We start from the raw sequence: 12,599 nt of genomic DNA, 5'->3' as shown, positions 1-12,599 counted from the left end.
CCGACGCGCGCGGTCGTACGGAATGAACGGAAGTGAAGGGGACGGGGTCCCGAAGGCGGGCCGCGGGTCCGCACGGGCGGACCGGCGGCGGCCGTGGTCAGCGGACGGCGGTCGCTCCGACCGGCGCGAGCGTGCCGTCGAGGTAGGCGGCTCGGGAGGCCCCGCGCTGGATCTTTCCGCTGGAGGTCTTGGGAATGGTGCCCGGGTGGACCAGGACTACGTCGTGCACGGACAGGCCGTGGGCGTCGCCGATCGCGGCCCGGATCAGATCGGTGATCTTCTCCGATTCGCCGACCGCCTCCGGCGCCAACTCGGCGATCAGCACCGGCCGTTCGCCTTCGATACCGCGGTCCACGGAGAACGCGGCGGTACAGCCGGGCCGCAGCGCGGGGTGGCACGTCTCGGCGGAGAGCTCGAGGTCCTGCGGGTAGTGGTTGCGTCCGTCGACGACCATGAGGTCCTTCAGCCGGCCGGTGACGAACAGCTCGCCGTCCCGCAGGAATCCCAGGTCGCCGGTGCGCAGGAAACGCCCCTCATGGCCGGGAAGCGTGGCGCGGAAGGACTCCCGGGTGGCGAGGGTGTTGCGCCAGTACCCCTTGGCGACGCTCGCGCTCCGCACCCAGATCTCACCGATCTCCCCCTCGGGCAGCTCCCGCGGGCCCTCGGGGTCGGCGATGACCACCGTGACGCCCTCACCGGGCCGCCCGCAGCCGACAGCGGCCGCGTCGGCCGCGCCCGTCTCCGGTTCCAGGAGGACCGGGGGTACGCCGACCGTGCCGCCCGTGACCATGAGGGTCGCTTCGGCGAGGCCGTAGCAGGGGTACAGGGCCTCGCCGCGGAAGCCGGCCGGGGCGAAGGTCTCCGTGAAGCGGCGCAGGGTGGCGGCGCGCACCGGCTCGGCCCCGTTGAAGGCGACCTTCCAGGAGCTCAGGTCGAGGCTGTCGAGGAGTGCGGGCTTGGCGTGCTTGAGGGCGAGTTCGTAGGCGAAGTTGGGGCCGCCGCTGGTGTGCGGGCGGTAGCGGCTGATCGCGGTGAGCCAGCGGTCGGGGCGCTGGAGGAAGTGCAGGGGCGAGAAGAGGGTGGCGGTGACGCCGAGGTACAAGGTGTTCAGGACCGGTCCGATGAGCCCCATGTCGTGGTACACGGGCAGCCAGCTGACGAACAGTTCGCCGCCGCACCCGGCGATGACGTCCGGGGTGTGGCCCATGCGCTCGGTGATGACCCGCTGATTGTCCAGCAGGTTGCCGTGGGTGACGACGACGCCGCGCGGGGCGGAGGTGGAGCCGGAGGTGTACTGGAGGAAGGCGACCGAGTCGGCGGTCAGATCCGGTTCGCGCCAGGCGGCCGCCATCTCGTCGGGTATGTCCTCCGTGGCGACGCAGGTGATCCCGTCGAGCTCGGGAAGATGCTCCGCCAGTCGGCCGAGGGCGGCGATCACCTCGTGGCCGCCGAGGATCACCTTGGCGTCCGAGTCGGCGATCAGGCGCTTCATCCGGGTCAGGGCACGGTGGTTCTGCGAGCGGCCCTGCGGGGGCACTCCGGGTACGGCGACGACTCCGGCCGAGAGGCAGCCGAGGTAACCGCTGATGAACTCGGGGCCCGGCGGGTAGAGCAGCATGGCGCGGGAGCCGGCCAGGCCGCGTTCCTGGAGCCAGGCGGCCACGGCCCGGGAGCGGGTGGCCAGTCGGGCGTAGGAGAGTTCCTGAACCTCTCCGTCGCAGTCCCCCGTGGCGAGGTAGCGGTAGGCGGTCCGCTCGGGCTGGTGGGCGGCGTGCGTGGTCAGCAGATCGACCAGGGAACGGGCCATGTTGACGAGTCTCACCTGTCTGGATGTGGAGGCGTGGGAACGGAAGTTCGTGATTCGACCGCCAAGCGGGAACCCGGTGATGGTCCGTCACGCGGGATTCCTGTTGCCCCACTCAGCTTGCTACTGACGAGTAACACCCTATCAAGCTCATCCGCACAATGGGTCGAACATATGTAAACCCTGCGTATCCAGCAGGGTCGATCTCAAGCGACCTGCGGTGGCGACAAGTTCAACTTTACGCGATCATTGCGGATCGAATCGCGGCACTCAAACCGGCACGCGACGGGTTTCGGCCACCCGGTGATCTCCTTGTTCCCCCAAATGCCGCAGAGGGGAATCGGTCCTATGGTGCTGGTATGGAGCACGCACTGAGCCCCGCGACCCTCTCCGGACTGCGCCGCCCGCGCCCCTATCCGGCGGTGTCCGTGCTGACGCCGACGCATCGGCGGGAACCCGAGAACGCCCAGGACCGGGTCCGGTTGCGCAATGTCGTGGCCGAGGCGAAGAAACAGCTCGAGAGCGACCCCGCGGTCACCCGGGAGCGGCGCGCCGACGTCGCCGGCCGGCTCGACCGGGCCCTGGCCGAGGTCGACCTGGCGCACGCCGAGGACGGCCTGGTCATCTACGCCGCTCCGGGCGAGCACCAGGTGTGGTCGCTGGCCCGGGCCGTCCCCGAACGTGTCGTGCTCTCCGACACCTTCCTCACCCGCAACCTCGTCTCCGCCCAGGCCGCCGAGCGGCCGTTCTGGGTGCTGTCGGTCTCCGCCGACCGCGCCACACTGTGGAACGGCGGCGCCGACCGGGTCACCGAGGAACACGCCGGCGGCTTTCCGCTGGTCAGACGTCAGCAGAACTTCGACGCCGAGCGCATGGAGCGGACCGGCGACCTGCCCAGCACCTTCCGCGACGAGGACACCCGCCGTTTCCTGCGCGATGCCGACACCGCCCTGGCCGCGCTGCTGCGCGAGGACCCCCGGCCGCTGTACGTCACCGGCGAGCAGGCGGCGCTGTCGCTCCTCGACGAGCTGGGCGGAGCCACCCGGCACGCGGTGCACATGCCGCACGGCGGACTCTCGCACGGCACGCCCGACGCCGTGTGGCAGGCGGTGCGTCCGCTGCACGACGCGGAGGCCCGCCGGAACACCGCCGCCGTCGCCCGGGAACTCGACTCGGCCCGCGGGCACAAGACGTTCGCGGCCGGCGTCGACGAGCTCTGGCAGAACGCCCGTGAGGGCCGGGTCCGGCTGCTGGCCGTCGAGGAGAACTACCGCGTCTCGGTCCGCGACGGCGGCGACCATCTCGTCCCGGCCGCGAGCGGCGATCCGGACGCCCGCGAGGACATCGTGGACGAGATCGTCGAGCAGTGTCTGGAGACGGGCGCGGAGGTGCGCTTCGTGCCCGACGGCTCGCTGGGCGACGCGGACGGGATGGCGGCGGTGCTGCGCTACTGACACCCGCCCATCCGGCGCCGACTCGGCCGATGCCCGCGAACGCGTCCTCGCCGATGTTCCGCCCGCGTCCTCGCCGATGTTCGCCCGCGTCCTCGCCGATGTTCCGCCCGCGTCCTCGCCGGTGTTCCCTCCGCGTACCCGCCGGTTTTCCGTCAGTCCCTCCGCCCGACCGCCCGTCCGCCCGTGACCTCGACCGGTGCCCCCACCAGGCGTCAGCCGGACCCCCTCAGGATCCTGTTCAGCGGCTTTTCCCGGCGGCGTACGCTACGGCGTGATCGCCGACCGGGAGGGTGAGTGCGCGTGGGTGACCTGCTGGGCGTAGCCGTACTGGGTGCAGGACACATGGGGGCCGACCACATACGCCGCCTCGATCGCGTGGTGAGCGGAGCCAGAGTCGTCGCCGTGGCCGACCCCGACGCCGCGCGCGCGAAGGAGGCCGTGGCCGGGGTCGGAGGGGCGACGGTCCACACGGAGGCGGAGGCCGCGCTCGACGCGCCCGGGGTCGAGGCCGTGCTGATCGCCTCGCCGGGTCCCGCACACCAGGAGGCGCTGCTCATGGCCTTCACCCGCGGGCTTCCGGTGCTGTGCGAGAAACCCATGGTGCCGGACTCGGCCGGGGCGCTGCGCGTGCTGGAGGCGGAGGCGCGCCTGGGGCGGCGGCTGGCACAGATCGGGTTCATGCGGCGCTACGACGTCGGGTACCGCAGGCTCAAGGCCCTGCTGGACGACGGGCGGCTCGGACGGCCGCTGATGCTGCACTGCGTCCACCGCAACGTCTCCTCGCCGCCGGGTTTCACCAGCGCGATGCTGATCGACAGTTCGGTGTCGCACGAGATCGACGCCGCCCGCTGGCTGCTCGGCCAGGAGCTGACCGCGGTCACCGTGCGGCGCCCGCGCCCCTCGTCCGGCGCCCCGCAGGGCCTCCTCGACCCGCAGTTCGTCCTGTTCGAGACCGACGGGGGTGCCCTGGTCGACGTCGAGGTCTTCGTCAACTGCGGCTTCGGTTACCAGGTGCGCTGCGAGGCCGTGTGCGAGGCGGGCAGCGCGCGTATCGGTGACGACCAGGGGATGCTCGTCACCACAGAGGGCACCGCCGGCGCGGACGTGCCCCAGGACTACCTCGTGCGGTTCGCGGACGCCTACGACCGCGAGGTGCAGGCATGGGTCGACGCCACCCGGCGCGGCCGGGTCACCGGCCCGACCGTCTGGGACGGCTACGCGGCCTCCGTCGTCGCCGAGGCCGGCATCCGGTCCCTGGAGAGCGGTACGCGCGTCGCCGTCGAACTCGCCCCGCGCCCGGGTCTGTACGCCCTGGGCGGTCACTGACACCCGGCGGGCCTCAGACGTTGCCGAGCAGGGCTTCGAGACCCCGGTCGACGGCGGCGCCGACATCCTCCCGGCCCGCCGCGACCACGGCGTAGCTGCGCAGCAGGAACCGGCGCAGTACGCCCGTGTCGAACTGGAGCAGGGCCAGGCCGAGCGGGGAGTGGAACTCCACCACCGTCCGGGCCCGCCCACAGGGCCAGATGTGCACGTCACCGCTGCCGGCCGGACCGTTCACGCCCTGTTCCAGCAGGGCACGGCCGAAGGTCCAGGTCACCGCCTCGCCCGCGAGGGACACCTCCGGCGGGAAGTCGATGTGCACGGCGAACGGGTCGGCGGAGTCGTAGCGGAGCGTGGCGGGCACCGGCAGCTCCCGGTCCTCCGCGGTGATCAGGCGGGCGCGGACAGGTTGTTCAAGAGTGATGTCCATGCATGTACGACCTCGTGGGGGCCCCTTGCATTACGCGAAAGCGGCGTCCAATTCATGTGACCTGCGTCACAGGGCCGACATGCTGGAACATCAGCCCGTCGAACGCGCGACCGATGGTCACCTCGACCCCCTCAGGGGTCCCTCAAGTCACGTACGTCACCTACGACTTGACCCCCTCCCAGGGGCTGACGAGCATGTCTCACCGCATCACCCCGGAGACAGTGGCATATGCCAGAAGCACCACCGAATCGTGTGTTGCCAAATCCCTTACACGCCGTCGCGCGCTGTGCAACAGTCGTAACGGCCCTTGTGTCAGCCTTCGCCGTACCGTCCCTCATCGGAGTGCGTCATGCCGCCCCACGTCTCCGCGGATCACTCCGCCGCCCAGCCGCCGGGGCGCGGCTCGGTCGACGCGCTGATCACGCAGACACGTCGGCTCAAGGGCGACATGGACGCCGTACGGCAGGACACCCGCAGCGACGGGGCGGACCCGCAGGGACGCTGGCAGCGCGCGCTCTACGATCTGGCCCTCCATCAACTCGACGACCTCGACGCGCATTTGGCCCAGTTGCGGGACGGCCCGCCGCCCGAGCCCGCCGCCGAGCCGGTGTCCGCCGCCCCGACGGCGTCCCGGCGCGAGTCGCTGCACAGCCGGGTCGGCAGCGCCGAGTGGAACCTGCTGACGGACGAGGCCGTCTGGTCCGCGGAGCTCTACGCAATCCTCGGCCGCGACCCCGCCACCGCGCCGCTCACCCTCGACGAACTGCCCTCGCTCGTCCTCGACGAGGACCGGCCGAAACTGACGACGATGGTCACGGACTGCCTGATCGACGCCCGGCCCATCGACGGCGAGTTCCGCGTCGTGCGCCCGGACGGCGGGAACCGCACGGTGCACATGATGGGCGAGCCCGTGCTCGACTCCGACGGCGGCACCGCCTCGATGTGGGCGGTCCTGCGCGACGTCAGCGAACTGCGCCGCAGCCAGCACGCGGTCCGCGAGAGCCGTGACTCGCTCCAGCGCCAGCGGCACCGGGCGCAGACCGAACACCGGCTGGCGGTGGAGCTGCGGGAGGCGGTGCTGCCGCCGTGGCGCGGCTCGCTGCGCCTGCCGTACCAGGGCCCCCGTTCCCTCGACCTCGCCGCCCACTACCTGCCCGCCGCGACGACTTCACAGATCGGCGGCGACTGGTACGACGCGCTCGAACTCTCCGACGGCCAGACACTGCTCAGCGTCGGCGATCTCACCGGACACGGCCCGTCCGTCGCCTCCCACACGGCGATGATGCTGGGCGCCCTGCGCGGTATGGCCATGGCGGGCACCCGGCCGGCCCAACTGATGGCCTGGCTGAACCAGTTACTGGACGCCACCGTCCAACCGGCCCTGGGCAGCGCGGTCTGCTGCCGCTACCGGCCGGAGACCCGCACCCTGACGTGGGCGCAGGCCGGACACCCCGCCCCGCTGCTCTTCCGCGACGGGACGGGACGCCGACTGGACGCGCCCGAGGGCGTGCTCCTCGGCGCCACCGCGCGCGCGGCCTACGGGCAGGCCGAACAGAGGCTCGAAGAGGGCGACCTGCTCCTGCTGCACACCGACGCGCTGGCACCCGCCGACCGCCTCCTCGGCCTGGCCCCCCGCCTGCACGGGGCGCGCACCGCACAGGACTGCGTGCGGATGGTCGTGGAGGAGTGCGACGAGAGCGAACGCGCGGACGACGCCTGCGTGTTGGTCGCCCGAGTGACCCGGTGATACGTGTCGGTCGCCCCGGAAACCCGGTGATACGTGCTCGTCACCTCGTGATACGCGCTCATCGCACGGTGACGTCTGCTCGTCGCCCGGACCACCCGACGGGCAGACTCGGCCGACGGCCGCCCGCTCACACCTGAGCGCCGTCGCCTGCCCTGCCTCCCTTCCCGCTCTTCTGCCTCGGCAGCGCCAGCCTGATCTCCTCACGCAGCTCGCTGATCCTCGGGTAGTCGGCGTACTGCGCGGTGAGCCGGTACATCTGGCTCAGCCGGTCCCAGGTGCGCCGGGAGGAGTTCGACCCCATCGACATCAGGGCCAACCGTGCGAACCGGTCCGCCTGTTCGGGATCGTTCGCGATGAAGCAGGCGGACGCCATGGACAGATGGTCGAAGATCTTCGACCGCTCCCGCCCGTCGACCCGCAGCGCCAGTGCCTTCTCCGCGTAATACTGGGCGTGCGCGGCCGCCTGCGGCTCGAACTCGGCCAGCGTGCGGTAGGCCAGCGCCTGCATGCCGTACAGGTCCTCGTCCTTGAAGGTCTGCATCCAGGACGGCGGGGTGATCTCGCCCTTGTCGGAGACGAAGAGGTCCTCCGCCCGGCCGAGGGTACGGCGCATGGCCTGGCCCTTGCCCATCGACGCCTGCGCCCAGGCCTCGACGGTGTGGAACATCGCCCTGGTGCGCGCAGTCGCGTTGTCGCCGGATCCGGACTGGGCGAGGTTCATCAGGTCGAGGGCCTCGTCGGGCCGGCCGAGGTGCACCATCTGACGGGCCGCCCGGGAGAGCGCCTCGCCCGCCCGCGGCCGGTCACCGCCCTCTCGAGCGGCGTGTGCGGCGATGACGAAGTACTTCTGAGCCGTGGGCTCCAGACCCACGTCGTGCGACATCCAGCCCGCGAGGACGGCGAGGTTCGCCGCGACGCCCCACAGTCGCCGCTGGAGATGGGCGGGGTGGTGGTAGGCGAGGATGCCGCCCACCTCGTTGAGCTGTCCCACCACGGCCTTGCGTTGCAGCCCGCCCCCGCGGGCCGCGTCCCAGGCCCGGAACACGTCCACCGAGCGCTCGAGTTCGTCCACCTCCTCCCTTCCGATGGGGGCGGCCTCGTAGCGGTCGAACCCGGCGGGGTCGGCGTGGTGGAGGAGGGGGTGGTCGAGGACAGGAGCGTCGGAGGAGAGGGTGGGGTCGGTGTGCAGCCACTCGTACATGGCACTGCTGAGAGCTGATCCCGCTGCGAGCGCGGCACCCGCGCCCACCAAGCCGCGTCGGTTGAGCATGAGGTCCATTCCCGTGAATTCGGTGAGGACCGCAGCAGTCCGTTCGGGCGCCCACGGCACACCGTCGGGATGTTCCACACTCCCGCCGCCGGGCCGTTTACCTGTACGCCCGTGCCGGACCAGACCGAGGTCCTCCATGGTCACGACACGGCCGAGACGCTCGGTGAACAGAGCCGCCAGCACCCGCGGCACCGGATCGCGCGGGATCTCTCCCATGTCGATCCACCGCCGCACCCGGGAGGTGTCGGTCGACAGCTGGGGGTGGCCCATGGCCGCCGCCTGCCGGTTGACCAGCCTCGCGAGTTCACCCTTGGACCAGCCGGCCAGGCCGAACAGGTCCGAGAGACGGGTATTGGGTTGTCCGCTCACGTCAAGCCCCCAGGTTCTCGGCTGAGTTGACAGTAGCCCCGTGAAAGTTGCCGGGCGACTATTCGCCAGGGTTCGCCAGGGTTCGCCAGATGGTGTGCCACTGGGCGATGGGTGTCAGGTAGGAAAGCGCCACCCCGACCCGGTCGCCGAGGGACATTCCCCAGGGTGTATCCGAAAGGACCGGTCGGGGCAGCGTTCTGAACGTCCGGCACACGAAGGGATCTGTTTCTCCCATGTACGCAGCATCGTCCTCCGTGTCCGCCCCGCCCCGGTCGCTGCACACCCGCCCGGGCGGCGGCGGCCCCTACCTCGACCCCGCGCGGTCGGCGGCTCCCACGCTCGGCGCGGGTCTGGCCCGGCGCCCCGCGGGGCCCGGCGCCCAGCCGCTCAGCGGACGACTCGACCTGTCCGGCCCGCAGGGCGCCCAATTGCGCACCGCGATCGCGTCGGTGCACCGGATCTGCCCGGAGTTCGCCCCGGTCCAGGTACTGCGCCGCAGCGGTCGCTCGGTGCTCCTGGTCGGTACGACCGGGCGCAGCACGGCGGTCGCCAAGTGTTTACTCGACCACTCCCCCGTGTGGGCCGAACGGATCCGGCATGAAATAGCCGCATACCGCACGTTCGTCCGGCACCGCCCCCCGGTGCGGGCGCCGAGACTGATCGCGGCGGACCCGGACAACTGCACCCTGGTGATCGAGCGGATGCCCGGCCGGGTGGCGGCACTCCAGCGGCACCCCACCGAGGCCCCGCCGCGGGCGGACATCAGGGCGGCGATCGGCGCGGTCTGCCGGCTCAACGCCTGGCGGCCCCCGGTGGGGACGTTCGACGCGCCGCTGGACTACGCCGCCCGTATCTCCCGCTATCACGAGCTCGGTCTGCTCACCGACCGGGACCTGGGCGACCTCCAGAAGCTGCTGCACGGCATCGCGGCCGGCGCGGGCCGGCAGGGCATGGGCCAGTTCTGTCACGGCGACGCCCTCCTGTCGAACATCCTTCTCTCACCGGCCGGTCCAGTGCTGGTGGACTGGGAGCACGCGGGGTGGTATCTGCCGGGTTACGACCTGGCGACGCTGTGGTCGGCACTGGGCGACGCGCCGGTGGCGCGCCGTCAGATCAGCCAGATCGCCCAGTCGGCGGGCCCGGCCTCCCGGGACGCCTTCCTGGTGAACCTGATGCTGGTCCTGACCCGCGAGATCCGTACCTATGAGACGGCCGTGCAGCGGTCGATGCACGACGCCGCCCCGACGGCTCCGGGGGCCGCCCACCCGGGTGGCGTGCCGTCCGGTGAGGAACAGCGCCTGTTGCTGCGGCGGCTGCACGACGACTGCCAGCTGGCCCGCCGGGCCGTACGGGCGGCGGTCGGCACCCGCTGAGAGGACGGAGGTGCGCGGTGCGCCTGAACGGGGCGCCCGCCCGCCTCCGACGGTGCGTCAGCAGTGTCTTGACAAGGGAAATCTCCTGTGTGTGCGCATGATTGACGGGTTGTCGTACCACGGGTATGAGGCGACTCGTACCCAGCCCCGCACACCCCGCTCGTCCGTCCCAGGAGGCCGCGTTGCGAAAACCCGTCACTCACCCCACTCCTGTCAGACGTCCCCTCAGAGCCGCAGGCGCCATGGCGTCGGCGGCTCTGCTGTTCCCACTGCTCGGCGCGGCATCCCCGGCCGGCGCCACGGATTCCGTGGCTTCCCCGGCCGCCGGGGGCTCCACCGCGAACAGCCTTCAGCGGGCCTTCGCCGCCGCGGCCGCCGAGTACCAGGTACCGCAGAGCGTGCTGCTGGGCGTCTCCTATCTCCAGTCGCGCTGGGACGCGCACGGCGGAGCGCCGAGCGTCACCGGCGGCTACGGCCCGATGCACCTCACCGACGCCCGCGCGGCGCTGGCCGCGGCCCCGACTCACGGTGCGGACAAGGAGGACGCCCGCGGCGACTCCGCCCGCCCGGCCCGCGTCCGGCGCACGAAACTCCCGTCGGGCCAGGAACTCCCGGCCCGGCTGAAGACCCTGCCGAGGGCGGCGGAGCTGACCGGCCTCGGCGTGGCGGAGCTGCGCACGGACCCGGCGGCCAACATCGCGGGAGGTGCGGCGCTCCTCGCCGCCGCGCAGAAGCAACTGGGCGAGCCGCTGAGCGCCGACCCGGCGGACTGGTACGGCGCGGTGGCGCGGTTCTCGGGCGCCGACGACAGCGCGACGGCCGCCACCTACGCGAACGACGTCTACGACGTGCTCCGCACCGGCGCGGAGCGCACCACCGACACCGGCCGGCCGATCGCCCTGGCCGCCCAGCCGGACCTCACCCCGCGGACGGCCCAGCTGCGGGAGACAGGCCTGCGCACGGCCTCCGCGGCCGGCACCGAATGCCCGACGACGGTGTCCTGCGAGTGGATCCCGGCGCCCTACGAGCAGTTCGGCGACAACGACTACGGCAACCACGACCTCGGCGACCGGCCCGCCGCGCCGAGCATCAGGTACATCGTCGTGCACGACACCGAGGGCGGCTGGGAAGGGACGCTGGATCTGGTCCAGGACCCCACCTACGTCTCCTGGAACTACTCGCTGCGCTCCACCGACGGCCATGTCGCCCAGCACGTGAAGGCCAAGGACGTGTCCTGGCACGCGGGCAACTGGTACGTCAACGCCAAGTCGATCGGCCTGGAGCACGAGGGCTTCCTCGCCCAGCCGGACGCCTGGTACACGGAGGCGATGTACCGGTCGTCGGCGCGCCTGGTGAAGTACCTGGCCGCGCGGTACGGCATCCCGCTGGACAGGCAGCACATCTTGGGCCATGACACCGTGCCCGGGCCGACCACCGCGTCCGTCTCCGGGATGCACACCGACCCGGGCCCGTACTGGGACTGGCGGCACTACTTCGAGCTGCTGGACCGGCCCCTCACGGCGACGGCCCGCAGGGGCGGCGGCGGCCTGGTGACGATCCGGCCGGACTACAACGCCAACCAGCCGGTGTACACGAGCTGCGTGGCCAAGGGCGAGCCGTGCGCGGCGCACGGATCCAGCGCGGTGCGGCTGTACTCCGACCACGACGAGAAGTCGGCCCTGATCAAGGACATCGGGCAGGGTTCGGCCCCGACCACCGGCGTGAACGACCTCTCCTCGCGGGTGTCCACGGGCCAGCAGTACGCGGTCGCCGACCGGTGGGGCGACTGGACGGCCATCTGGTACCTGGGGCAGAAGGCGTGGTTCAGGAACCCGGAGGAGCAGCCGACGGCGGTACCCGCGGCGGGCCAGGTGATCACCCCGAGGGACGGCCGCGACAGCGTTCCGGTCTACGGGCGCGCCTGTCCGGAGGCGTCCGCCTACCCGGCGGGCGTACCGGCGCAGGCGGTGTCGCCGCTCCCGTACACGCTGCCGAAGGGGCAGAAGTACGTGGTCGGTGACAAGGTGCCGGGCGAGTACTACTACGCGGTCACCTTCGCCACCGACTCGCACCGGGTCGTGACCGGCAAGGACCTGTACTACGAGATCCAGTACGGCCACCGCGTCGCGTTCGTGCGGGCCGCGGACGTGCGGCTGGTGCCGTCGCAGAAGTAGCCGCGCCTCAGCCCTGCTGGAACAGTTCCGCCGGGAGCGGCTTCAGCAGGGCGTACAGGTCGTCGGTGATGGGGCGGTCCCAGGCGGCGATGGTCACCAGGACGTTGTCGCTGCGGTCGAACTGCACGCAGGAGATCCGGCCCTCGGAGAGCTTGAGGCGGCGCACGATCAGGAGGTTGTCCCCCTGCATGACCGGCATGTCCTCGGTGCCGACGACGGTCACCTCCTCGTCGTTCTCCAGCGCGAGCAGCAGCTGGGCCACCTCGAAGGGGACCTCGCCCTCCTCCACCTCACGAGCCGGGGAGCCCTCGGGCAGATTGCCGATGATCATCGCGGGGCCACGGCCGCCGAAGAGGTCGTAGCGCAGGAAGACACCCTGGCAGCTGCCGTCGGGGGCGGGCAGCAGCCCGGCACCCAGATTGCCGGGCCAGTCGCCCGGATCCATGGCCAGGACGTCGAAGTCGGGCCCGGCGGGCGTGGCGCTGCGGCGGCGGAGGAACGACATGCGGCCATGGTACGTGGACAGCGCCGTCCGGCGACCGCCGGGAGGGACACGGTTCGCCCTCAGGACGCGCTTCGCGGCCGGCTGTCGCGCGGCCGACGACGACCGGTTCTCCCGCCACCGCGGACGCGGCGCCGGCCCCGGCCCCCGTCA

Annotated in this window: 9 protein-coding genes; 5 read left to right on the top strand and 4 right to left on the bottom strand. The window is 71.8% G+C overall.

The features are described 5' to 3' along the window. Positions 1-97 precede the first annotated feature (97 nt). Entirely contained in the window at positions 98-1,807 is a 1,710-nt protein-coding gene (locus ACFWBB_RS03970) for a fatty acyl-AMP ligase (protein WP_385266584.1), read from the bottom strand. A 356-nt stretch (positions 1,808-2,163) separates the two neighbouring features. Between ACFWBB_RS03970 and ACFWBB_RS03965 the strand changes: the two genes are divergently transcribed. Beyond that, positions 2,164-3,258 (top strand): chemotaxis protein, encoded by a 1,095-nt coding sequence (locus ACFWBB_RS03965; RefSeq protein WP_385266582.1) that lies wholly within the window; start codon positions 2,164-2,166, stop codon positions 3,256-3,258. Between the two features lie 300 nt (positions 3,259-3,558). Further along, positions 3,559-4,584, top strand: coding sequence for a Gfo/Idh/MocA family protein (locus ACFWBB_RS03960; RefSeq protein ID WP_385266580.1), 1,026 nt, complete (start codon positions 3,559-3,561; stop codon positions 4,582-4,584). Between the two features lie 13 nt (positions 4,585-4,597). On the opposite strand, the gene ACFWBB_RS03955 is transcribed toward ACFWBB_RS03960, so the two are convergent. Continuing rightward, positions 4,598-5,011: an SsgA family sporulation/cell division regulator gene (locus tag ACFWBB_RS03955; protein ID WP_385266578.1), complete on the bottom strand. Its 414-nt coding sequence runs from the start codon at positions 5,009-5,011 to the stop codon at positions 4,598-4,600. A gap of 349 nt (positions 5,012-5,360) precedes the next feature. Here ACFWBB_RS03955 and ACFWBB_RS03950 point away from each other — a divergent pair, with 349 nt between their 5' ends. Continuing rightward, positions 5,361-6,758, top strand: coding sequence for a PP2C family protein-serine/threonine phosphatase (locus ACFWBB_RS03950; protein ID WP_385266575.1), 1,398 nt, complete (start codon positions 5,361-5,363; stop codon positions 6,756-6,758). A gap of 127 nt (positions 6,759-6,885) precedes the next feature. Here the strand turns inward: ACFWBB_RS03950 and ACFWBB_RS03945 are convergent, their stop codons facing one another. Continuing rightward, positions 6,886-8,397 (bottom strand): hypothetical protein, encoded by a 1,512-nt coding sequence (locus ACFWBB_RS03945; RefSeq protein ID WP_385266572.1) that lies wholly within the window; start codon positions 8,395-8,397, stop codon positions 6,886-6,888. Between the two features lie 233 nt (positions 8,398-8,630). On the opposite strand from ACFWBB_RS03945, the gene ACFWBB_RS03940 reads away from it, so the two are divergent. Further along, positions 8,631-9,770 carry an aminoglycoside phosphotransferase family protein gene (locus tag ACFWBB_RS03940; RefSeq protein ID WP_385266569.1) on the top strand — a complete coding sequence of 380 codons (1,140 nt, stop codon included), beginning with the start codon at positions 8,631-8,633 and terminating at the stop codon, positions 9,768-9,770. 242 nt (positions 9,771-10,012) lie between these two features. After that, positions 10,013-11,944, top strand: a complete 1,932-nt coding sequence (locus ACFWBB_RS03935; protein WP_385266566.1) for an N-acetylmuramoyl-L-alanine amidase — start codon at positions 10,013-10,015, stop codon at positions 11,942-11,944. Between the two features lie 7 nt (positions 11,945-11,951). Here the strand turns inward: ACFWBB_RS03935 and ACFWBB_RS03930 are convergent, their stop codons facing one another. Next, positions 11,952-12,449: a hypothetical protein gene (locus ACFWBB_RS03930; RefSeq protein ID WP_062646030.1), complete on the bottom strand. Its 498-nt coding sequence runs from the start codon at positions 12,447-12,449 to the stop codon at positions 11,952-11,954. Positions 12,450-12,599 lie beyond the last annotated feature (150 nt).

It is taken from the genome of Streptomyces sp. NPDC060000, from assembly GCF_042737375.1.
Lineage (GTDB): Bacteria > Actinomycetota > Actinomycetes > Streptomycetales > Streptomycetaceae > Streptomyces.
The sequence above is the reverse complement of the archived record's forward strand: the minus strand, read 5'-3'. Positions and strand labels throughout refer to the sequence as shown.

Excerpts from the sequence above, each read along its gene's own strand:
- ACFWBB_RS03970 (WP_385266584.1), bottom strand. The coding sequence starts at position 1,807 with ATGGCCCGTTCCCTGGTCGATCTGCTGACCACGCACGCCGCCCACCAG.
- ACFWBB_RS03965 (WP_385266582.1), top strand. The coding sequence starts at position 2,164 with ATGGAGCACGCACTGAGCCCCGCGACCCTCTCCGGACTGCGCCGCCCG.
- ACFWBB_RS03955 (WP_385266578.1), bottom strand. The coding sequence starts at position 5,011 with ATGGACATCACTCTTGAACAACCTGTCCGCGCCCGCCTGATCACCGCG.
- ACFWBB_RS03950 (WP_385266575.1), top strand. The coding sequence starts at position 5,361 with ATGCCGCCCCACGTCTCCGCGGATCACTCCGCCGCCCAGCCGCCGGGG.
- ACFWBB_RS03940 (WP_385266569.1), top strand. The coding sequence starts at position 8,631 with ATGTACGCAGCATCGTCCTCCGTGTCCGCCCCGCCCCGGTCGCTGCAC.
- ACFWBB_RS03935 (WP_385266566.1), top strand. The coding sequence starts at position 10,013 with ATGGCGTCGGCGGCTCTGCTGTTCCCACTGCTCGGCGCGGCATCCCCG.
- ACFWBB_RS03930 (WP_062646030.1), bottom strand. The coding sequence starts at position 12,449 with ATGTCGTTCCTCCGCCGCCGCAGCGCCACGCCCGCCGGGCCCGACTTC.